This is a genomic window from Streptococcus nidrosiense (genome assembly GCF_042140045.1).
Taxonomy (GTDB): domain Bacteria; phylum Bacillota; class Bacilli; order Lactobacillales; family Streptococcaceae; genus Streptococcus; species Streptococcus nidrosiense.
The window spans coordinates 1,141,154-1,164,294 of record NZ_CP152419.1; the positions used below are offsets into that span (position 1 = coordinate 1,141,154).

Sequence of the window (23,141 nt, forward strand, 5' to 3'; positions counted from 1 at the left end):
ATAAAAAAAACGACATCAACAAACATTAATTTAAGTTGAATTAATTGTCGTAAAAATGAATAATAATTACAAAAAGAGAATGATGTTAATTCTGTTTTTCTTGATTTAAAAGGCTACGATATGGTATACTGTTAGCGTTACTGGTAATGTGGGGAAGACCATTTTCTTTTCTGTAAAAAGTCAATAAACTTACATATTATTAGTTAAAATGTTAAAAAAGGAGAGCTTATCACATGATAAGAAGAGAGCAACAACGATTTTCTTTAAGAAAATACAAAGTTGGTGTCGCATCAGTTTTCTTAGGAACAACCCTTAGCTTCATGATGGCTAACGGTAGTGCTGTAAATGCTGCTGAGATTGTAGCACAAAGAAATCCTGGAGAGAATACTGAACTCATCGACAAAAATCAGTCGAAAGAGTCAGCCACCGACGTGGAGAATACAGTTGCTACCGAATCTTCAGAAGCTACGTTAGAAACTTCAACACCTGAAGTTAAGTCTGAAGAAGTAAAATCAGAAGAAACAAAAGCTGAAAAAGCTGAGGAAAAAACATCTGTTATTCCTGAGGCAAAACCAGAATCTTCTAAACCAGTAGCAGAAACTGCTTCAAAAGTAGAAGAAGTTGTAACAACTAAGCCTAAGGCAGAAGAAAAGACTGAATCTAAACCAGAGGACAAATCTGAGCTTAAATCAGAACTTTCAGCTGTAGCTGAAGCAACTAGCCTTGATACAACTGCTAGTGCAGCAAATGTTGAAGCAAAACCACTAGTAGATACAGAAACACTTGCTTTGGCAGCTGAGAACACTGTCAATGCGGGCGCTTTGGCTACAAATGGTGGTCGTCGCCGTAACCGTCGTGCTGCAACTGACCATAATACAGAAGCAATAGCAACATCAGCTACACTTAAGGACGGTGAAGTAGCGGATCCAGATATGTCAGATCCTGCTGGTGCAACTGTTAAATCACAGAATGTGCCTGCTGGTTATGAAAGAAAAGCTGGAGATTACTATACATTTAGTATCTTAGACCTTACAAAATTCAATGAACGCTACAATACTAACTACTACGTTCGTATCTATAAGAACTTTAGTGACTCAACTGATTCTGTTGCGGAATTGATTGATAAGACAACTGGTGCAGTAGTTGAAACGAAGACTATCACTGCTACTAGTGGTGTTCAACAATTTACGACAACTGCAACCAAGTCAAATTCTGAGTTGACCTTCCAAATTGATTACCAAGCAGGTAAGGGGACAGCTGGTGATAAAACTGACGAGCCTTTTTTGCAAGTCGGCTATAAAGTTGGAGATAGTATTACATCTTTAGTAGCACCGGGACACACACTTACTCCTGATGAACAAGCGCGATATACTGCCGTTTATAATGCTCGTACTTCGACTGACGTGATGAACGTCGTAGAACCTGCTTACAATGGACGTACGATTACTGACAGTAACTTCAAACTTCCAAAGGTAGTGACTAAAACGACTTACTATAAGGTTGTAGACAAGTCAAACTCTACCTACAAGGCTAACAAAACAGATACAACAGTTCAAGACTATGTAGCAAACGGAAATGAAGTTGAACTAGCTAAGTACACCTTGACTGCTACAGAAGGTCAAAATTTCACTGCTTCTGGTGAACGTAAATTTGCTGGTTACAAGCTTTACCAAAAAGCGGATCCAGATAGCATGACTGGTTACGCTTCTCGCCCTTACACAGTTGGTAGCAAATTTATGGATGCTGACCGCTATGGCATTAAGCGAATCAAAGAAATTGTCGGTGAAGATGGAACAGTTGTTGTTCGTGTTTATCTTCTTGATCCAAAACAACAAAGCAAACGCTCGGATGGTTCATTAAGTACTGATGGTTATATGTTGCTAGCAGAGACTAAACCTATTAAACCTGGTGAGTATAATACAGAAGACTTAGTCGTTACGAAAACACCACTTCATACAATTGCTTTTACGGATACTAATGGTGTAAACTATCCAAATGGTAAAGAAGTTAAGTTTGGCTTCCAAACAGCTGCAGGTTACACACCGAAGAAAACAGTATTTGTACCGTTCTTGGGGGATGGTATCGGTCACTCTTCTGCAAACTCTCAATTGGAACGTGGAGTAGAGGGAATCGGTGTAAACGTAGACTTGCTCAATACATTAGTACCGTATAAACAACCTATCTACTACTATGTTAAAGTAGATCCAGTAACCTACACCCCTGAAGTAAGCAAAGTTCTTGATGGTCGTACCTTGAACGACGGTGACTTTAGCTTTACTCTTAAACAAGAAGGTGGTACACACCAAGAAACTGTTACCAACAAAAATGGTAAGGCAACCTTTAGCCAACTAACATTCGAAAAACCAGGTACTTACACTTATAAGATTACAGAAGTTGCTGGTTCGGATACGAATGTTGACTATGATGGTATGGAGGTTACTCTTACAGTTACCGTTACACAAAATGCTCAGGATAAACTAGAAGTTGGAGCAGTCTATACATCAACAGGTGGTCATGCTGAGGGTGAGAATGACAAGGTCTTCAACAACTATGTTGTAGCTCCAGTTAAGACTAAGTTTGACTTCAGTAAGGCTCTGGCAGGTCGTGAGTTGAAAGCTGGTGAATTCAGCTTCGTATTGAAAGATTCAACTGGTAAGACCCTTCAAACCAAGACAAATACTAAAGAAGGTGTAGTAGCCTTTGATGATTTGACTTTTGACAACACACAAGTTGGTACTCACAAGTACACTGTAGAAGAAGTTCAAGGTTCTGAAGCAGGAATGACTTATGACCCAATGAAAGCTGAAGTAACGATCACTGTTACTAAAGAAGGTCACGTTCTTAAAGCAACAAACACACTTCCTGCAGATAGAGAGTTTAATAATACCTTCACACCAGCTCCTGTTAAAGTAAACCTTGAGTTTGATAAATCACTCTCAAATGGTAACTTGAATGCAGGTGACTTTAGCTTCACTTTGACTGGTGATAACAATGTTAATGAAACTGTAACAAATAAAGCTAATGGTAAGATTAACTTCAGCGAATTGTCATTTGATCAAGTGGGTGTCTACAACTATACTGTTAAAGAAGTTAAAGGCGATAAAGCTGATGTAGACTACGATGCAATGACTATCGCAGTTAAAGTAACTGTAACCAAAGATGCAAGTACTGGTCTTTTGTCAGCTAAAACTGCAATGACCTCTACTGGTGGTGAAGCAACTGGTGAAGATGATAAAGTCTTTAACAACCATGTAGTGGCACCAGTAACAGCTCAATTTGACTTCAGCAAAGCTCTTGCAGGTCGTACACTTAAGGCTGGTGAATTTAGCTTTGTATTGAAAGACAAAGATGGCACTGTTATCCAAACAAAACAAAATGATGCCGCTGGTAAGGTTAAATTTGATGCCTTGACATTTACAAATGCTCAAGTTGGTGATCACAAGTACACTGTAGAAGAAGTTATCCCAGAAACAAAAGAAGCTGGTATGACTTATGACACCATGAAGGCTAACGTGACAGTTACTGTTACCAAATCAGGTCATGCACTTACAGCTGTAGCAACACTTCCAGCAGATAAAGAATTTAACAATACCTTTACCCCAACTGCAACACAAGCTCAATTCAAGTTCACTAAGAAACTTGAAGGTAAAGAGCTTACGAAGGATGGCTTCACATTTGAATTAGTTGAAAATGGCAAAGTCATCCAAACTAAGAAAAATGCGGCTGATGGAACTATCCAGTTTGACGCGATTTCTTACGATAACGAAGGTTCACATACATACACTGTACGTGAAGTAGCTGGAACAGATACAAATATCGACTACGATTCAATGAATGCAGTTGTAACAGTTAATGTAACGAAAGACGCTGCATCTGGTATTTTGACTGCTAATGTTACAATGCCGGATGATACTGAGTTCAATAACTACCATGTAGCTCCAGTCGTTGCAAGATTTGACTTTACTAAGAAATTAGCAGGTCGTGAACTTAAAGATGGCGAATTTAGCTTTGTTCTTAAAGATTCAACTGGTCAAACTCTTGAAACAGTAACAAATAAAGCTGACGGAACTGTAACATTCTCTGAATTATCATTTGATAATACTAAAGTTGGAACTCATACTTATACAGTAGAAGAAGTTATTCCATCTACTAAAGAGCTTGGTATGGCTTATGATACTATGAAAGCAACAGTCACAGTTGAAGTTGCTAAGAATGGTCACACCTTGACTACTGTAACAAACGTAACATCAACTGGCGGTGTCAATGCTGATGGAACATCAACAGAAGGAACTGATGATAAAGAATTCAACAACAAGATCACTCCTCCTGAAACACCTGAATTCCAACCTGAAAAATTTGTTCTTAATAAAGAGAAATTTGACATTACAGGAACAAAACTTGTAGACGATGATGATGAATTGACTGATGAGTACACTGCTACAAATGCTAACCCATACGCAGATGGAACTTCAAACAACGAAGCAGAAAACATCAATACCAAGACTGTTGAACGTGGTGATAAACTAGTTTACCAAGTATGGTTGGATACGAAAAACTTCACTGATAAAAATAACATCCAATCTGTTGGAATCTCTGATACCTATGATGCAGAAAAATTAACTGTTAATGCTGCTGATATTAAAGCTTATGACAGTGAAAGTGGAGATGACGTAACTGATAAGTTTGACATCAAGGTTGAAAATGGTGTCATTACAGCAACATCTAAGACTTCTGTAAACAAATCATTGGGTGATGCGGATAATACACAAGTTATCGATACAACTAAATTTGCATTTGGTCGCTACTATAAATTCGATATTCCAGCGACAGTTAAAGCTGACGTTGCAGGTGGAGTGGACATCGAAAATAAAGCCAACCAAATTGTTCATGTTTATAATCCAGTAAACAAATCTGTTGAAAAACCAGAAAAACCAACTCAAAAACGTGTAAACTCTGTACCAATCACTGCAGAATTCAACTTCACAAAACGTTTGGAAGGTCGTGAGCTTAAAGCTGGCGAATTTACATTCGAGTTGAAAGACAGCGACAATATTGTGATTGCGACTGCAACCAACGATGCAGATGGTAAGATTAAATTCTCTCCGGTAGAGTACACAAATAAAGCTGGTGAAAAAGTCACTGCCCTTAAATACAAGAAGGGTCAAGAAGGTACTTACACATACTCTGTAACAGAGGTGAAAGGTACAGACGCAACTGTCACTTACGATACTATGAAGGCAGAAGTAACTGTAACAGTATCTCATGACGGCACAGCTAAAGCATTGGTTGCTAACGTAACCGAACCAGCTGATAAAGAGTTTAACAATACAGTAACTCCTCCAGAAGAGCCTAAGTTCCAACCAGAGAAATATGTCTTGAATGAAGAGAAATTCTCAATCACTGATAACAAACTTCTTGATGATGATTCTGAGTTGACTGATAAATATGGTGAAACAAATACAAATCCATATGTCGATGGAACTGACAACAACGAAGCTCAAAACATCAATACTAAGTCTGTTAAACGTGGTCAAAAACTTTACTACCAAGTATGGTTGGATACAACTAAATTTGACGCAGCTAACAAGGACAACGTTCAATCTGTAGGAATCACTGATGACTTCGATGAAACGAAAGTCGATGTAGATGCTTCAGCTATCAAGGCTTACGATTCAGTAAGTGGAGCAGATGTAACAGACAAGTTCGATATCAAGGTTGAAAATGGTGTGATGACTGCAACTCTTAAAGCTGGCTTCACTAAGTCACTTGGAGACGCAGAAAATACTCAAATCATTGACACAACTAAATTCGAATTCGGACGTTACTACAAGTTTGACATCCCAGCAACTGTTAAAGCTGACGTTAAAGGTGGAGTAGACATCGAAAATACTGCGGCTCAAATTGTAAACTACTACAACCCAGTAAGCAAGACTGTTGAAAAACCAAGCAAACCAACTGAAAAACGTGTGAACAGCGTACCAGTATCAGTAGAATTCAACTTCACTAAACGTTTGGAAGGTCGTGAGCTTAAAGCTAACGAATTTAGCTTCGTTCTTAAAGATTCAACAGGTAAAGTTGTTGAAACTGTAAGTAACGATGCGGCTGGTAACGTTAAGTTCAAAGCTCTTGAATTCAAGAAAGGTCAAGAAGGCGTACACAACTACACAGTAGAAGAAGTTAAAGGAACAGACGCAACCGTTACATACGACACAATGAAAGCGAATGTAACAGTTACAGTGAAACACGATGGAACAGCTAAAGTTCTTATCGCGACTGTAGGCGACATTGCGGATAAAGAATTTAACAACGTTGTAACTCCACCAGAAGAGCCTAAGTTCCAACCAGAGAAATATGTTGTTTCTGAAGAGAAATTCGATATCACAGGCGACAAGCTCGTTGATGATGATAAAGAGTTGGCAGACAAGTACGCAGATACCAATGCGAACCCATATGCGGACGATGCATCAAACAACGAAGCTCAAAACATCAATACTAAGACTGTGAAACGTGGCGACAAGTTGGTTTACCAAGTATGGTTGGATACAACTAAATTTGACGCAGCTAACAAGGACAACATCCAATCAGTAGGAATCTCAGATGACTACGATGAAGCTAAATTGGAACTTGATTCTACTAAGATCAAAGCTTACGATTCAGTAACAGGCGCAGAAGTAACAGATAAATTCGATATCACTGTGAACAACGGTGTGATGACTGCAACTCTTAAAGCTGGCTTCACTAAGTCACTTGGAGACGCAGAAAATACTCAAATCATTGACACAACTAAATTCGAATTCGGACGTTACTACAAGTTTGACATCCCAGCAACTGTTAAAGCTGACGTTAAAGGTGGAGTAGACATCGAAAATACTGCGGCTCAAATTGTAAACTACTACAACCCAGTAAGCAAGACTGTTGAAAAACCAAGCAAACCAACTGAAAAACGTGTGAACAGCGTACCAGTATCAGTAGAATTCAACTTCACTAAACGTTTGGAAGGTCGTGAGCTTAAAACTAACGAATTTAGCTTCGTTCTTAAAGATTCAACAGGTAAAGTTGTTGAAACTGTAAGTAACGATGCATCTGGAAACGTTAAGTTCTCAGCTATCGAATTCAAGAAAGAACAAGCAGGCGTTCACAACTACACTGTAGAAGAAGTAGCTGGAACAGATGCAACCGTTACATACGACACAATGAAAGCGAATGTAACAGTAACTGTTTCTCACGACGGAACAGCTAAAGTTCTTGTGGCAACTGTTGGCGACATCGCTGATAAAGAGTTTAACAACCGTGTAACTCCTCCAGAAGAGCCTAAGTTCCAACCAGAGAAATATGTCTTGAATGAAGAGAAATTCTCAATCACTGATAACAAACTTCTTGATGATGATTCTGAGTTGACTGATAAATATGGAGAAACAAATACAAATCCATATGTAGACCAAGCTAACAACAACGAAGCTCAAAACTTGAACACCAAGACTGTGAAACGTGGCGACAAGTTGGTTTACCAAGTATGGTTGGATACAACTAAATTTGACGCAGCTAACAAGGACAACATCCAATCAGTAGGAATCTCAGATGACTACGATGAAGCTAAATTGGAACTTGATTCTACTAAGATCAAAGCTTACGATTCAGTAACAGGCGCAGAAGTAACAGATAAATTCGACATCACAGTTGAAGGTGGAGTAATCACTGCAACCCTTAAAGCTGGCTTCACTAAGTCACTTGGCGATGCAGAAGATACTCAAATCATCGACACAACTAAATTCGCTTTCGGACGTTACTATAAGTTCGACATCCCAACAACAGTTAAAACTGATAAAGCTGATGTACCTGGCGGAGTAGATATCGAAAATACTGCGGCTCAAGTAGTTAACTACTACAACCCAACGACTAAGAAAGTTGAAAAACCTGAAAAACCAACTGAAAAACGTGTAAACAACGTACCAGTTGAAGTGGAATTCAACTTCACTAAACGTTTGGAAGGTCGTGAGCTTAAAGCCAACGAATTCAGCTTCGTTCTTAAAGATTCAGAAGGTAATACTCTTGAAACTGTAAGCAATGATGCGGCTGGTAACGTTAAGTTCTCTAAACTTGAGTTCAAGAAAGGCCAAGAAGGCGTACACAACTACACAGTAGAAGAAGTAGCTGGAACAGACGCAACCGTTACATACGACACAATGAAAGCGAATGTAACAGTTACAGTGAAACACGATGGAACAGCTAAAGTTCTTATCGCGACTGTAGGCGACATTGCGGATAAAGAATTTAACAACGTTGTAACTCCACCAGAAGAGCCTAAGTTCCAACCAGAGAAATACGTTGTTTCTGAAGAGAAATTCGATATCACAGGCGACAAGCTCGTTGATGATGATAAAGAGTTGGCAGACAAGTACGCAGATACCAATGCGAACCCATATGCGGACGATGCATCAAACAACGAAGCTCAAAACTTGAACACCAAGACTGTGAAACGTGGCGACAAGTTGGTTTACCAAGTATGGTTGGATACAACTAAATTTGACGCAGCTAACAAGGACAACATCCAATCAGTAGGAATCTCAGATGACTACGATGAAGCTAAATTGGAACTTGATTCTACTAAGATCAAAGCTTACGATTCAGTAACAGGCGCAGAAGTAACAGATAAATTCGACATCACAGTTGAAGGTGGAGTAATCACTGCAACCCTTAAAGCTGGCTTCACTAAGTCACTTGGCGATGCAGAAGATACTCAAATCATCGACACAACTAAATTCGCTTTCGGACGTTACTATAAGTTCGACATCCCAACAACAGTTAAAACTGATAAAGCTGATGTACCTGGCGGAGTAGATATCGAAAATACTGCGGCTCAAGTAGTTAACTACTACAACCCAACGACTAAGAAAGTTGAAAAACCTGAAAAACCAACTGAAAAACGTGTAAACAACGTACCAGTTGAAGTGGAATTCAACTTCACTAAACGTTTGGAAGGTCGTGAGCTTAAAGCCAACGAATTCAGCTTCGTTCTTAAAGATTCAGAAGGTAATACTCTTGAAACTGTAAGCAATGATGCGGCTGGTAACGTTAAGTTCTCTAAACTTGAGTTCAAGAAAGGCCAAGAAGGCGTACACAACTACACAGTAGAAGAAGTTAAAGGAACAGACGCAACCGTTACATACGACACCATGAAAGCGAATGTAACAGTTACAGTGAAACATGACGGAACAGCGAAAGCTCTCATCACTAACGTAACTGATCCAGCAGACAAAGAGTTCAACAACAAGGTGACTCCACCAGAAACTCCTGAGTTCAATCCAGAGAAATATATTCTTAATGAAGAGAAATTTAATATCACTGGAAATAAACTCCTTGATGATGATAAAGAGTTGACTGATAAAGTAGCTGATACCAACAAAGATCCATACGTGGACAAAGTTGATAATAATGAAAAGCAAAATATCAATACTCAAACACTCCATAAGGGTGATAAGGTTGTTTACCAAGTATGGCTTGATACAACTAAATTCACTGAAGCTCACAATATTCAATCTGTTGGTATTACAGATAAATATGACAGCGAAAACTTGGATGTTAACGTATCTGAAATTAAGGCTTATGATTCAGTAACTGGTGAAGATGTAACAGCTAAGTTTGATATCTCAATTGTGGATGGTGTCATTACTGCTACATCTAAGGCTGACTTGACTAAGTCACTTGGAGATGCAGAAAATACTCAAGTAATCGACACTACTAAATTAGCATTTGGACGTTACTACAAGTTTGATATTCCAGCACGTATCAAGGGAACTGCTAAAGAAGGTGTAGATATTGAAAATACAGCTTCTCAAATTGTTCACCAATATGATCCAACTAAGAAATCAGTTGAAAAACCAGAAAAACCAACTGAGAAACGTGTTGTTAATATCCCAGTGAAAGTTGAATTCAACTTCACGAAGAAATTGGAAGGTCGTGCGTTGAAAGCTGGTGAATTCAGCTTCGTATTGAAAGACAAAGATGGTAACGTGATTGAAACCGTAAGTAATGATGCTGAAGGTAAGATCAAGTTCTCAGCTCTTGAATTCAAACGTGGTCAAGAAGGTACTTATATCTATCATGTAGAAGAAGTGAAAGGTACAGAGGCTGGAGTTGAGTACGATAAGATGGTAGCGACTGTTGGAGTTACTGTAACTAAGGATGGTAAAGTGTTGACTCTTACTTCACAAATGCCTGAAGATACTGAGTTTAACAACAAGGTAACACCGCCAACACCGCCAACACCACCAACACCACCAACACCACCAACACCACCAACACCAGTAACACCACCAACACCAGAAAAACCTAAAGGTCCTGAGTTGCCAAACACTGGTGAACAATCTAAATCTGGACTTGTTGCACTTGGTGCTGCACTTGGTCTGGTAGGTCTAGGTTTGGTTGCAAAACGCAAAAAAGAAGATGAAGCTTAATGTTTCTAGGTTTCTAGAACGAATCAAGATTTATCTTTGAGTATCTAAACAAAAGATATTCTAAAGTTGGTTATACATTTATTAAATAAGTGTATGTAATCGCAAGAAGAGAGGTTAATGCCTCTCTTTTTGTTTTTATAATATATTTAAGAAACCGAAAACTTTGAATAAATATAAAACTTTAAAATTAATTAAACAAATGGTTAGTGATTGTACATTTTTTAAATAAGTATGATATAATATACTTAGATAATCAAATGTTTTCTAATCGTAAAGGAGGTTATTATGAAGCATAAATTGTCTAAATGTTTAACATTTTTTTTAATGTTTTTGCTAATAGGCTTATCAATAGTTAAATTATCAAAAACAGTTCAAGCGGATTCGGTGACGGGTTATAATCTTGATACTAAGATTATTCATGAGAGATCTGGCCTTGAATTGAGTGATGATGTGGAAGTTATTGCTGGGGAACGTTTAATCGCAACTTATCAATTAACTTTTCCAGATAATCAGAATATCTATGAGAATGATCAATTGATTTTAGATATTCCTAGAGAGCTCAGATTGATTACAAATTTGACCTTTGACGTTACAAATAGTAAGGGTACGAAGGTTGGTGTTGCTCATACAGATCCTAGTGCAGGAAAAGTGACGGTAACTTTTACAGATTATTTTTCTAAGAGACCTGAGAATAAAGAGCTTTCTTTACAGTTTAATTTAACTATTAATCGAGAAGTTGTTAAGGAGAGTCAACCAGTTACTGTTACCATTGGTCATAAGACTTATAGCTTCAAGTACAAACAAGATAGTGGTGAAGCAGGCGACTATGAGATGAAATACGGTTATCAAGATGATACAGATCCAAGTATTATTAAGTGGCGTATTCTCTTGAATGCCAATCAAGATATGATTCGTGGGATGACAATTACGGATACTTTTGGTAATGGACAAACCTTAATTCCTGAATCATTTAGAGCTGTTCGTTATGATACACAACCTACAAAAATTCGTAATGAGGCTCATATTCTCACGTTAGAACCATCAGATAATTTTTCAAACAAGGCAGTATTCACTAAAAATGCTCAAGGAGGAATCACAGGCTTTACGATTCCATTTGGAGATAACTATCATTGGGCAATGTATATTGAATACTCTACTAAATTACCAGATGGAGTTCCTGCAGGTTCATTAGTATCGAATAATTTGGCATGGTCTGCCACAAATTTTAAGACACGTAGTATGGTACGTGAAGTCCGTCTAGAGTCGGGGTCAGGTTTTGGTAACGCTGAAAAATCAGAATCAGTTATCTTAAAGGCTCACAAAACTTTAAAAGGGAAAACACTAGAAAAAGATCAGTTTAACTTTGCACTTTATGATGCTGCAAACCCTAGTGAACCTCTTCAAATTGTAAAAAATGCTGAAGATGGAAGTGTAACCTTCAATGCTATTAAGTATAAAAAAGAAGGAGTTTACAACTATATCATTCGTGAAGTTCTTCCTGAAAGCACTGATAATTACGATTATGATAGCCATGAACTAAAGGTTACTGTAACAGTAACGGATGATGATGGTATCAAAAAGGGAACAGTGTCTTACGGTGAAGAGGAAACTACATTTACCAATATTTACAGAGGAACTACAAGTATAAAAGGTAAGAAAATATGGGATGATGCTGATAATAAAGCAGGAAAACGCCCAAATAGCATTAAGGTACAACTCTATGCTGATGGAAGTAAAGTAGGGCAAGAAGTTATTTTAAACGAAGATAATAATTGGACTCATACTTTTACAAATCTTCCGAAATATATAGCAGGAAAAATGATTAGCTATACAATTAGTGAGGTCAATGTTCCTGAGGGATATGTATCAAAAACAGTTCGAGAAAACGAAACGAACCTAGTCTTGATTAATACTTATCAACCACCAGTGCCTCCGGGTCCAGTAACACCTCCAGGTCCAGTAACACCTCCAGGTCCAGTAACACCTCCGGGTCCAGTAACACCTCCAGGTCCAGTAACGCCTCCAGGTCCAGTAACACCTCCAAGCCCAGTAACACCTCCAGGTCCAGTAACACCTCCAGGTCCAGTAACACCTCCAGGTCCAGTAACGCCTCCAGGTCCAGTAACACCTCCAAGCCCAGTAACACCTCCAGCACCAGTAACATCGTCAACGCCTGAAAAGAAAAAGGCTAATGAGTTACCGAAAACAGGTGAACAGAAAACTACAGTCTTAATCGTTTTAGGAGTAGCACTTGGTTTAGTTGGATTGAGTTTGGTTGCCAAACGTAAAAAATAGTATAAGAAAAAGAATCATTTTCTAAAATATAATCAGGAAGTATTTCTGATATAAGATTTAAGAGAGGACGTCAAACTCCTCTCTTTTTTTGTTTAAGGGTAGAACTCTTAATTGCTTTGTTTAGTATATTTATATTTCCAACAAAAATAAACCGTTTTCACTTGACAAAAATTGGTCTATACCATATAATGAAATAAAGAATATGGAGGACAAAATTATGAAAGTTATTCAAGTGGAAAATCCAATTGAAGGTGGAAAAGTTGCTTTTGATATCTTAAAAGAAAAATTGGAAAACGGTGCACAAACATTAGGGCTTGCAACAGGAAGTAGCCCTCTGGAATTTTACCAACGAATCGTTGATAGCGATCTTGATTTTTCAAATCTCACAAGTGTAAACTTGGATGAATACGTAGGTCTTGATGGGGATAATCCTCAATCATACCGTTACTTTATGCAAGAAAATCTATTTAACAAGAAACCGTTTAAAGAAAGTTTCTTGCCACGTGGTGTCAAGGATAATGCAGAAGCAGAAGTAGAACGCTACAACCAAATTCTTGCTGACCATCCAGTTGACCTACAAATTTTAGGAATTGGTCGCAATGGTCATATTGGCTTTAATGAACCAGGCACACCATTTGATAGCCAAACTCACCTTGTAGAGCTTGACCAGTCTACAATCGAAGCTAACGCGCGCTTCTTTGAGAAGATTGAAGATGTTCCAACACAAGCTATTTCAATGGGGATTAAAAATATTTTGGATGCTAAATCTATCCTTCTCTTTGCTTATGGGGAATCAAAAGCAGAAGCTATCGCTGGAACTGTTGAAGGTCCTGTGACAGAAAGTCTTCCAGCAAGCAGCCTGCAAAACCATCCAGATGTAACTATTATCGCAGATGCAGCAGCACTCAGCTTGTTAAAGAAATAAGATTTTTTTCATTAAAGACCATTCGATCCTATGGATTGGGTGGTTTTTTGATCTGGATATGTTCAAAAATGAATACAGTTTTTCTGAAAGTGGTACAATAGTCCTAATAGTAGGGTGTATGATAGATTTTCCCTTGAAAAGAAGAATATATAATCTTCATTTTTTGAGAATTATCAATTCTTGAAAAAGAAATGTTATAGGTATTGATATGAAGAAGACAAATTTGATTGTTCTGCACTTTCTACTTTTTGTCAGTATTTAGCAAAGATATAAGCTATCAGTTTAGCTCAACTAAAGGATTTACATTTTATTCAAGAGCAGATACTTAAACATCTTGTCTGGCATTTTGATAGTCAGGATCTGTATACCATTTCTGATTTACCGTCAGATTATCGGGAATATCTAGATTCCATTGAGTGTGAAATAAATGAATTATTTGGCCGTCTGGAATGATTTTTATAAGTGGGGAACTAGGTTAGGTGTAAGGGAAAATTTTGTAAAATTTAAATTGAATGATTTGGGAGAATTTCATTTTTTTCTTGACAATTTTATTTATTCCGTGTAAAATAGAATAGATCTTGAACTTGAAGGGAGTGAAAAAAATGTCTAAAACAGTAGTACGTAAGAATGAATCTCTTGACGATGCTCTTCGTCGTTTCAAACGTGCAGTTACTAAAGCTGGTACTCTTCAAGAAACACGCAAACGTGAATTCTATGAAAAACCTTCTGTAAAACGTAAACGTAAATCAGAAGCAGCTCGTAAACGTAAAAAATTCTAATTAATAAGAAAGGCTAGACTTGTCTAGTCTTTTTTTATACAGTAGATAGAGGAAAGTGGTTCTTATGAGAGAGTATGTAAAAGAATATCAAAAGATGCGTGAAGATCATTTTAAAGATTGGGGCTATTATTCTGATCCGATAAATTTGCTAGAATTTGAAGAGTCGAACCAAAAAATATTTGAGAAGTATTTGAACAATTCGAAAGTAATGTCCGATGATATTTTAAGGACAAAGTTGTACAGTAGTTTATTGTTAGATGATATCAAGTATTTTGCATATTATGTATCATTTTTAGATGGAGACTATAATCTGTTAAATAATGCTTTGTGGCAAACAGGAAGAGTAGAGTTAATTAAAGGCGGTTTGCTTGCAAGTGGGACAATCTATACAGCTGGAATTTTGAGAGGATTATTTAACTGTTTTGCTTGTAATGATTTTTCAGTCATTTCATCTTTCATTCCAGAAGACTTACCCTTATTGAAAGGAACCTATTATCCAGAAAATGTCATCAATCTGTTATATGCTCTTTATTATCAAGATGAAGACAGATTGTCTGAGGCTCTCATACTGGCACAACAGTTTTTAGAGAAGAAAAAAAGAACAGGTATGGAAGAATTTTCTGTTCGGTACTTTATAAGTTTGGTACAAAAGGATGTAGATGGGATAAGCATGGCTTTACAAAACTTATGTCGTGCTTATCAGAGACGGGGTTATCCCTGGGACAAGATTGATAAATGCTTTGCTGATGAGGTTCATGGTCTTTATCGGTTGTTAAGATTCTTTGATCATACCTTGTTTGAAGCAGTCAGGATGCCATCTCATAAGAGTTTTTTGAGGGACTTTGAAGAATGGCAAGTTCAAAATCAGTTTCCACAGGGCCAACAGTTCTATGTCTATCCACAAGATATGGCTGATGCAAACCGAATACTCACAAAAGAACTTCCAAGAATTTACATAGAAAAATCAGGAAGGGATTTGGTCATAGATGTTGATCGATTTGCGGTAGATTTGGCTCAACTAATTTAACAAAGTACTAGAAGACGTACTTATTGAAGCTTTTTATAATTAATTTTAAAGTAATACCCCAAACACTGTTAAAAACATAAACTTCCTACTACAATTTGATATAATAGTAGGGAGAACTCGATTGAAGGAGAAAATTATGTCGGTTTTAGTCAAAGAAGTGATTGATAAGCTCAGACTAGACATTGTCTATGGTGAGCCAGAATTACTTGAAAAAGAAATCAATACAGGCGATATTTGTCGTCCAGGTCTCGAAATGACAGGCTATTTTGATTACTATACCCCAGAGCGGATTCAACTACTGGGGATGAAAGAGTGGTCTTATCTGATTAGCATGTCTTCTCATAATCGCTACCATATTTTGCAGAAATTGTTCCAACCGGAAACACCTGCAGTTATTGTTGCGCGTGGTTTAGTAGTTCCAGAGGAAATGCTAAAGGCTGCTAGAGAATGTAAAATCGCTATTTTAACGAGCCGTACAGCAACAAGTCGTCTGTCTGGGGAATTGTCAAGTTACCTAGATTCTCGTTTGGCTGAGCGTGAAAGTGTACATGGTGTCTTGATGGATATCTATGGTATGGGTGTGTTAATCCAGGGAGACAGTGGTATTGGTAAGAGTGAGACAGGTCTAGAACTCGTGAAACGAGGACACCGTTTGGTGGCTGATGATCGTGTAGATATCTTTGCTAAGGATGAAATGACTCTCTGGGGTGAACCAGCTGAAATCTTGAAGCATTTACTTGAGATTCGTGGTGTTGGTATTATAGATGTGATGAGTCTTTATGGTGCCAGCGCAGTTAAGGATTCTTCACAAGTTCAGTTAGCTGTCTATCTTGAAAATTATGACACGCAAAAGACTTTTGATCGCCTAGGCAATAATGCTGAGGAATTGGAGATTTCTGGAGTATCCATTCCACGTATCCGCATTCCTGTAAAAACAGGACGTAATATTTCTGTAGTTATCGAAGCAGCAGCGATGAATTATCGTGCTAAGGAAATGGGCTTTGATGCTACTCGCTTGTTTGAAGAAAGATTGACAAATCTGATTGCAAAGAACGAGGTGAAAAATGATTGATCCAATCGCTTTTCAAATTGGTCCTTTAGCTGTTAGATGGTATGCGCTTTGCATCGTTACAGGTCTTGTTTTAGCGGTATATCTTGCCAGTAAAGAAGCGCCTAAAAAGAAGATTTTATCTGATGATATTTTGGACTTCATCTTAATTGCCTTTCCTTTATCTATCATTGGTGCTAGACTCTACTATGTCATCTTTAGATTTGATTATTATAGTCAACATCTGGGAGAGATTTTTGCTATTTGGAATGGTGGTCTTGCCATATACGGTGGTTTAATTACTGGCGCAATTGTTCTCTATATCTTTGCTGACCGCAAATTAATCAATACTTGGGATTTCTTAGATATTGCGACTCCTAGCGTCATGATTGCTCAGAGTCTAGGGCGTTGGGGAAACTTCTTTAACCAAGAAGCTTATGGAGCAGTCGTTGACAATCTAGACTATTTACCTGGTTTTATTAAGAATCAGATGTATATTGATGGCTCATATCGACAACCAACCTTCTTATACGAATCTATCTGGAATCTGATCGGTTTTGCCTTGATTGTCATTTTTAGACGTCGATTAAAGAGTGTCCGTCGTGGTCATATCACTGCCTTTTACCTAATTTGGTACGGATTTGGACGTATGATTATCGAGGGTATGCGTACGGATAGTCTCATGTTCTTTGGACTCCGAGTATCCCAGTGGTTGTCCGCGCTATTGATTGGCCTTGGTATTTATATCATCTTTTATCAAAATCGGAAAAAAGCACCATTTTATAATGTAGAAAAGGGGAATTAAAATGTTAGAAGTTGCTTATATTATTGTGGCAATTGCCTTGGTTGTATTTTTAGTTTATCTGATTATTACCCTTCAAAAAGTTGGTCGTGTAATTGATGAAACTGAAAAAACTGTTAAAACTTTAACATCAGATGTAGATGTAACTCTTCATCAAACAAATGAATTGCTTACAAAGGTCAACGTTCTTGTTGATGATATCAATGTCAAAGTTGCTACAATTGATCCCCTCTTTACAGCTGTTGCAGACCTCTCTGTTTCTGTATCAGACCTTAATGATCAAGCGCGTGTTTTGAGCAAAAAGGCATCATCTGCTGGCTCAAAAACTTTGAAAACAGGCGCAGGTTTGTCTGCTATTCGTGTTGCAAGTAAATTTTTTAAAAAATAAAAAAGGAGTTGAATAATGGGAAAACTATCATCTATCCTTTTAGGAACTGTTTCAGGTGTTGCAGCTGCCTTGTTTCTAACAAGTGACAAAGGAAAACAAGTTAGAAGCCAAGCACAAGAATTTTTAGAAGATCTAAAAGAAGATCCTGAGTATGCTAAAGAGCAGATTTGTGAAAAATTAACGGATGTCAAAGAACAAACCAAAGAGTTTGTTCTTAAAACAAAAGAGCAGATTGAATCTGGGGAGATTACTCTTGACACTGTTCTTGATAAAGCAAAATATCATGCTCAACAAGCGACTGAAGCTTCAAAAGAAACCTTGAATCATTTTAAATCACAACTGGAAGAGAAAGTGGTTGTAGAAGAAAAAGAAAATGGTCAAGAAATTGTCATCGAACTTCAAGAAAATTAACATAGAGTCACCATTTCTTGGTTTTCTAGAAAATCAAGAATGGTGATTTTTTTCTTGAGTGAACTCTTTGTGGTATAATAAATACTATGCAGAAGAAACCGACATCAGCCTATGTGCATATTCCGTTTTGCACACAGATTTGTTATTATTGTGACTTTTCAAAAGTCTTTATTAAAAATCAGCCAGTAGACAGCTATCTAGAGCATCTACTGCAAGAATTTCATTCTTATGATATTCAAAAATTGCGTACACTCTATATTGGTGGTGGGACACCGACAGCCTTGTCTGCTTCTCAATTGGAAGTTTTGTTAGAAGGATTGACTAAAAATCTGGACTTATCAATGTTGGAAGAGTTGACCATTGAGGCTAATCCTGGTGACCTGGATGCTGATAAGATTGCTGTCTTGCAAAATTCTGCAGTTAATCGTGTATCACTAGGAGTTCAGACCTTTGATGACAAAATGCTGAAAAAGATTGGGCGTAGTCATACTGAAAAGGATATTTATGAAAATATCGATCGCCTTAAACTAGCTGGTTTTGATAATATTTCCATTGACTTGATTTATGCACTTCCTGGCCAAACCATGGACCAGGTTAGGGATAATGTTGTCAAGGCTATTGCCCTTGATATTCCTCATATGAGCCTCTATAGCTTGATTTTGGAAAATCATACGGTCTTTATGAACCGTATGAGACGCGGGAAATTACCTCTTCCTAAGGAAGAATTAGAAGCAGAGATGTTTGAGTATATCATTGCAGAGCTAGAAAAAGCTGGCTTTGAGCACTATGAAATTTCAAATTTTTCAAAACCTGGCTTTGAAAGTCGTCACAATCTTATGTACTGGGATAATGCTGAGTATTATGGTATAGGTGCAGGTGCGTCTGGCTATGTAAACGGTGTTCGCTATAAAAACCATGGACCAATCCGCCATTATTTAAAGGCAGTAGAAGAGGGGAGTGCTCGTATCAATGAGGAGCACCTGAGTCAAAGGGAACAAATGGAAGAAGAGATGTTTCTTGGCCTTCGCAAGAAGTCAGGAGTTTCCATGGCACGATTTGAAGAAAAATTCGAACGGTCTTTCCAGGAACTTTATGGTGATACCGTAAAAGACTTGATTCAACAAGGTCTCATGCAGCTTGATGGTGATCGTGTTCGTATGACTAAGAGAGGTCTCTTTTTAGGAGATACAGTAGCAGAACGATTTATATTGGAGTAAAATTATGGGCTTAACTTATCAAATGAAGATGAAAATTCCTTTTGATATGGCTGATATGAATGGCCATATCAAGCTACCAGATGTGATCTTGTTGTCCCTCCAGGTATCTGGTTTGCAGTCAATTGAACTGGGAGTGAGTGACAAGGATGTTTTAGAACAGTATAATCTGGTCTGGATTATCACAGATTATGATATCGATGTGGTTCGTTTGCCTCGTTTTGCTGAGGAAATCACCATTGAAACAGAAGCTTTGACCTATAATCGTCTCTTTTGCTACCGCCGATTTACTATTTATGATGAAGATGGTCAAGAAATCATTCATATGCTAGCTACCTTTGTCCTTATGGATCGTGAAAGTCGAAAGGTTCATCCTGTAGTACCAGAAATTGTCGCCCCTTATCAATCTGAGTTTTCTAAGAAACTGGTCCGTGGGCCAAAATATAGAGAGCTGGAAGAAGCGATAAGCAAGGACTACCACGTTCGTTTCTATGACTTAGATATGAATGGTCACGTCAATAACAGCAAATACCTAGACTGGATTTTTGAGGTCATGGGAGCAGATTTCCTTACTAATCATATTCCAAAAAAAATTAACCTCAAATATGTCAAGGAAGTTCGACCAGGTGGAATGATTACTTCTAGTTATGAATTAAATGGATTAGAGAGTAATCATCAAGTCACAAGTGATGGCGATATCAATGCCCAGGCTATGATTACTTGGCAAGAAATTAACAAAGATTAGAAAGAAAGATATGTCTTATAAAGGATATTTAATTGATTTAGACGGAACGATTTATAAGGGGAAAGATAGAATCCCTGCGGGAGAGGCTTTTGTTCACGAGTTACAAAAAAGAGAGATTCCTTATCTTTTTGTAACAAACAACACCACTCGTACACCTGAAAGTGTTCAAGAGATGTTAGCCAATCAGTTTAACATTGACACGCCTGTATCGACGATCTATACTGCAACTTTAGCGACTATTGATTACATGAATGACCTAGGACTTGAAAAGACAGTCTATGTCATCGGAGAAGCAGGGCTCAAGGAGGCCATTCAAGCAGCAGGGTATGTCGAAGATAAAGAAAATCCAGCCTATGTAGTTGTTGGTTTGGACTGGCAAGTAGACTATGAAAAATTTGCTAAGGCAACCCTAGCTATCCATAAAGGTGCTCACTTTATCGGTACTAACCCAGATTTAAATATTCCAACGGAACGTGGACTTTTGCCTGGTGCCGGTTCTCTGATTACTCTTCTTGAAGCAGCAACTCGTGTAAAACCAGTTTATATTGGAAAACCTAATGCGATTATTATGGACAAGGCTGTTGAACACCTAGGACTTGAACGCCAAGAAATTGTCATGGTGGGAGATAATTATCTTACTGATATTCGAGCTGGTATTGACAATGGTATTCCTAGTCTTTTGGTAACGACAGGATTTACAAAACCTGAAGAAGTAGAGGATTTGCCAATTGCACCAACTCATGTCCTTTCAAGTCTAGCGGAGTGGAATTTCGATGAAAACTAAGTTTACTTTTGTAGGAAGTATTCTCTTTTTCCTCTCGCTTGCGATTTTATTGACTATTTACCTGGCTTGGTTGGTTTACCCTCTGGAGATTTCTTGGTTAAACTTGACAAATCGTGTTCACCTGCAACCTCAGACCATCCAGCATAATTTTAATGTTTTGATGGATTATTTGACCAATCCATTGAGTCAAGTATTGGAAATGCCGGATTTTCCTTCGTCTGCCTCTGGTATTCACCACTTTGTGGTTGTAAAGGGACTTTTCCATCTTGCTCAAGGAGTAGCAGTAGTAACTCTACCGATTTTCTATCTTTTTTGGAAGCAAGTTATTCAGAAAGGTTTTCTGCCACTTTATCGTAGAGCACTCTTAATCATACTTTCTCTACCTTTGGTTCTTGGTTTAGTTGGTGTCTTCATTGGTTTTGAACAATTCTTTACCTTATTTCATCAGATTCTTTTTGTAGGTGATGATACCTGGTTGTTTGATCCAGCAAAAGATCCTGTCATTCTCATCCTACCAGAGAACTTTTTCCTCCATGCCTTTCTCCTATTTTTCTGCTTGTATGAATTGATTTTTGGATTTATGTACCTACAGAGTCGAAAAACAAATAGATAAGTGAAGAAAAGTCTTACTGATTCCAAATAAAATGTAGGAAAAAACTATCTTTTGTAACATGAATATGTCTATATTTAAGCAAAACATTCACATTTGATTCTAAAAAACCTATTTTTCTTGAAAAAGTAGGTTTTTTTTTACGGAAATAACTAGTCAAGCGCTTTATTTTTTTGTATAATAGAAATAGAAAAGTATGTAAAGAAGAGGAAAGCATGATTACACTATTTTTATCACCGAGTTGTACATCATGTCGTAAAGCAAAGGCCTGGCTCGAGAATCATAAAGTGCCCTTCCAAGAGCATAATATTATGACCAGCCCTTTAACGAGAAAAGAACTGCAACACATTCTTTCCTTGACCGAAAATGGTACTGATGACATCATCTCGACTCGTTCAAAGATTTTTCAAAAATTGAATATTGATGTAGAGAGTATCTCAGTATCGGAGTTGCTTCATTTAATTGAGCAGTATCCGAGTCTTTTGCGTCGTCCGATTATTATTGACGCAAAGCGGATGCAAATCGGTTTTAATGAAGATGAGATTCGTGCTTTTCTCCCTCGTAGTTACCGTAAACAAGAACTGAAAGAAGCTACATTGAGAGCTGGTATTAATTAGATGAATAAACAGTATAGTTACCCACTAGATTTGTCGTGGAGCACTGAAGAACTTGCTTCAGTGCTTTCTTTTTTTAATGATGTTGAAGCAGCCTATGAGACTAAGGTAGAGGCAAAAAAACTACTAGATTCCTATAAGGGATTCAAAGCGGTTGTTCCAAGCAAGAGTGAAGAAAAACGCTTGGGTCGTGAATTTGAAACTGCTAGTGGTTACTCCTTCTATCGAGCTGTCCAATTGGCCAAAGAACAAGGGGAAGGGAAGATTTCGCTTGGAAAATAAATTTATGTTTGCCAAAGAGATTGTCAAGGAAGCAGGAGACTATATTCTAGCTCATATGCAGGAAGAATTGCATATTGAGAGAAAATCATCTCCTACAGACTTGGTGACTCGTTTGGACAAGGAAGTTCAGAATTTTTTGGTTGATAGGATTCGTTCGCATTATCCTGATGACCAATTTTGTGCAGAAGAGGGCTGTCTGCGTGCTTCAGTTGGATATGGATCTGTTTGGGTCATTGATCCCATTGATGGTACTAACAACTTTGTCGCACAAGGTGAAGATTTCGCCATTATGGTAGCGTATTTTGAAAACGGTGTGGGTCAGTTTGGGATCATTTATGATGTCATGAAAGGTCATTGTTACCATGGAGGAGGTGCTTTTCAGGCCTGTCTCAATGAAGAACTCTTGCCGAACTTTAAGGATAAGCCCTTGCGTGATTTTCTAATTGCGAGTAATGCTGGTATGTTGGAAACAAACGCTTGGGGTGTAGCAGAATTGGCTAATGCTTCACTTGGTGTGCGAATATATGGAAGTGCAGCTATCAGCTTTTCAAAAATCCTCTCAGGTCAGCTATTGACCTATATCACCTACCTCCAACCTTGGGACTATGCTGCAGCTAGTATCATAGGAGAAAGTTTAGGGTATCAGATTGTAACCTTAACTGGAGAACCGGTGGATTTTCAGACACGACAACCAATTATGATGGTTCCAACTGACAAGTTGGCAGAAATCCAATCCTATATCTATGAAAGGAAATAAACTTAC

The 23,141-nt window shown here is 37.8% G+C and carries 16 protein-coding genes; all 16 read left to right on the forward strand.

Going from position 1 to position 23,141, the window contains the following annotated elements:
• Positions 1-233: 233 nt before the first annotated feature.
• The 16 genes from AAFQ93_RS05435 to AAFQ93_RS05510 all read left to right on the forward strand — a co-directional run bounded on the left by AAFQ93_RS05435 (position 234) and on the right by AAFQ93_RS05510 (position 23,135).
• A complete protein-coding gene (locus AAFQ93_RS05435) occupies positions 234-10,454 on the forward strand; it encodes a Spy0128 family protein (RefSeq protein WP_375554875.1) in 10,221 nt (3,406 codons plus the stop codon).
• 285 nt (positions 10,455-10,739) lie between these two features.
• Positions 10,740-12,749, forward strand: coding sequence for a Cna B-type domain-containing protein (locus AAFQ93_RS05440; protein ID WP_375554876.1), 2,010 nt, complete (start codon positions 10,740-10,742; stop codon positions 12,747-12,749).
• Positions 12,750-12,966: 217 nt separating this feature from the next.
• A complete protein-coding gene (locus AAFQ93_RS05445) occupies positions 12,967-13,674 on the forward strand; it encodes a glucosamine-6-phosphate deaminase (protein WP_049548279.1) in 708 nt (235 codons plus the stop codon).
• Between the two features lie 602 nt (positions 13,675-14,276).
• Positions 14,277-14,453 (forward strand): 30S ribosomal protein S21, encoded by a 177-nt coding sequence (gene rpsU, locus AAFQ93_RS05450; RefSeq protein ID WP_000048054.1) that lies wholly within the window; start codon positions 14,277-14,279, stop codon positions 14,451-14,453.
• Positions 14,454-14,517: 64 nt separating this feature from the next.
• Entirely contained in the window at positions 14,518-15,480 is a 963-nt protein-coding gene (locus AAFQ93_RS05455) for a hypothetical protein (RefSeq protein WP_375554877.1), read from the forward strand.
• 136 nt (positions 15,481-15,616) lie between these two features.
• Positions 15,617-16,552 carry an HPr(Ser) kinase/phosphatase gene (hprK, locus tag AAFQ93_RS05460; protein ID WP_375554878.1) on the forward strand — a complete coding sequence of 312 codons (936 nt, stop codon included), beginning with the start codon at positions 15,617-15,619 and terminating at the stop codon, positions 16,550-16,552.
• Complete coding sequence (lgt, locus tag AAFQ93_RS05465; RefSeq protein ID WP_375554879.1) at positions 16,545-17,333, forward strand: prolipoprotein diacylglyceryl transferase; 789 nt, start codon at positions 16,545-16,547, stop codon at positions 17,331-17,333. The genes hprK and lgt overlap by 8 nt, the downstream gene beginning before the upstream one ends.
• A 1-nt stretch (position 17,334) precedes the next feature.
• A complete protein-coding gene (locus AAFQ93_RS05470) occupies positions 17,335-17,718 on the forward strand; it encodes a DUF948 domain-containing protein (RefSeq protein WP_153224907.1) in 384 nt (127 codons plus the stop codon).
• 15 nt (positions 17,719-17,733) lie between these two features.
• Complete coding sequence (locus AAFQ93_RS05475; protein ID WP_223140799.1) at positions 17,734-18,129, forward strand: YtxH domain-containing protein; 396 nt, start codon at positions 17,734-17,736, stop codon at positions 18,127-18,129.
• An 86-nt stretch (positions 18,130-18,215) separates the two neighbouring features.
• On the forward strand, positions 18,216-19,346 hold the full coding sequence (gene hemW, locus AAFQ93_RS05480; RefSeq protein WP_223140800.1) for a radical SAM family heme chaperone HemW: 1,131 nt from the start codon (positions 18,216-18,218) through the stop codon (positions 19,344-19,346).
• Between the two features lie 4 nt (positions 19,347-19,350).
• Entirely contained in the window at positions 19,351-20,088 is a 738-nt protein-coding gene (locus AAFQ93_RS05485; RefSeq protein WP_223140801.1) for an acyl-[acyl-carrier-protein] thioesterase, read from the forward strand.
• A gap of 10 nt (positions 20,089-20,098) precedes the next feature.
• Positions 20,099-20,872 (forward strand): TIGR01457 family HAD-type hydrolase, encoded by a 774-nt coding sequence (locus tag AAFQ93_RS05490; RefSeq protein WP_000120628.1) that lies wholly within the window; start codon positions 20,099-20,101, stop codon positions 20,870-20,872.
• Positions 20,862-21,485, forward strand: coding sequence for a TIGR01906 family membrane protein (locus AAFQ93_RS05495; protein ID WP_375554880.1), 624 nt, complete (start codon positions 20,862-20,864; stop codon positions 21,483-21,485). Before AAFQ93_RS05490 ends, AAFQ93_RS05495 begins: the two co-directional genes overlap by 11 nt.
• 212 nt (positions 21,486-21,697) lie before the next feature.
• Positions 21,698-22,099, forward strand: coding sequence for a Spx/MgsR family RNA polymerase-binding regulatory protein (locus AAFQ93_RS05500; RefSeq protein ID WP_045763368.1), 402 nt, complete (start codon positions 21,698-21,700; stop codon positions 22,097-22,099).
• Positions 22,100-22,378 carry a UPF0223 family protein gene (locus tag AAFQ93_RS05505; protein WP_045763367.1) on the forward strand — a complete coding sequence of 93 codons (279 nt, stop codon included), beginning with the start codon at positions 22,100-22,102 and terminating at the stop codon, positions 22,376-22,378.
• Complete coding sequence (locus AAFQ93_RS05510) at positions 22,368-23,135, forward strand: inositol monophosphatase family protein (RefSeq protein WP_375554881.1); 768 nt, start codon at positions 22,368-22,370, stop codon at positions 23,133-23,135. Before AAFQ93_RS05505 ends, AAFQ93_RS05510 begins: the two co-directional genes overlap by 11 nt.
• Positions 23,136-23,141 lie beyond the last annotated feature (6 nt).

Coding starts and splice junctions, on each gene's coding strand:
- AAFQ93_RS05435 (WP_375554875.1), top strand. CDS start 234: ATGATAAGAAGAGAGCAACAACGATTTTCTTTAAGAAAATACAAAGTT.
- AAFQ93_RS05485 (WP_223140801.1), top strand. CDS start 19,351: ATGGGCTTAACTTATCAAATGAAGATGAAAATTCCTTTTGATATGGCT.
- AAFQ93_RS05440 (WP_375554876.1), top strand. CDS start 10,740: ATGAAGCATAAATTGTCTAAATGTTTAACATTTTTTTTAATGTTTTTG.
- AAFQ93_RS05500 (WP_045763368.1), top strand. CDS start 21,698: ATGATTACACTATTTTTATCACCGAGTTGTACATCATGTCGTAAAGCA.
- lgt (WP_375554879.1), top strand. CDS start 16,545: ATGATTGATCCAATCGCTTTTCAAATTGGTCCTTTAGCTGTTAGATGG.
- AAFQ93_RS05495 (WP_375554880.1), top strand. CDS start 20,862: ATGAAAACTAAGTTTACTTTTGTAGGAAGTATTCTCTTTTTCCTCTCG.
- AAFQ93_RS05470 (WP_153224907.1), top strand. CDS start 17,335: ATGTTAGAAGTTGCTTATATTATTGTGGCAATTGCCTTGGTTGTATTT.
- AAFQ93_RS05505 (WP_045763367.1), top strand. CDS start 22,100: ATGAATAAACAGTATAGTTACCCACTAGATTTGTCGTGGAGCACTGAA.
- AAFQ93_RS05490 (WP_000120628.1), top strand. CDS start 20,099: ATGTCTTATAAAGGATATTTAATTGATTTAGACGGAACGATTTATAAG.
- AAFQ93_RS05455 (WP_375554877.1), top strand. CDS start 14,518: ATGAGAGAGTATGTAAAAGAATATCAAAAGATGCGTGAAGATCATTTT.
- AAFQ93_RS05445 (WP_049548279.1), top strand. CDS start 12,967: ATGAAAGTTATTCAAGTGGAAAATCCAATTGAAGGTGGAAAAGTTGCT.
- AAFQ93_RS05475 (WP_223140799.1), top strand. CDS start 17,734: ATGGGAAAACTATCATCTATCCTTTTAGGAACTGTTTCAGGTGTTGCA.
- rpsU (WP_000048054.1), top strand. CDS start 14,277: ATGTCTAAAACAGTAGTACGTAAGAATGAATCTCTTGACGATGCTCTT.
- hprK (WP_375554878.1), top strand. CDS start 15,617: ATGTCGGTTTTAGTCAAAGAAGTGATTGATAAGCTCAGACTAGACATT.
- hemW (WP_223140800.1), top strand. CDS start 18,216: ATGCAGAAGAAACCGACATCAGCCTATGTGCATATTCCGTTTTGCACA.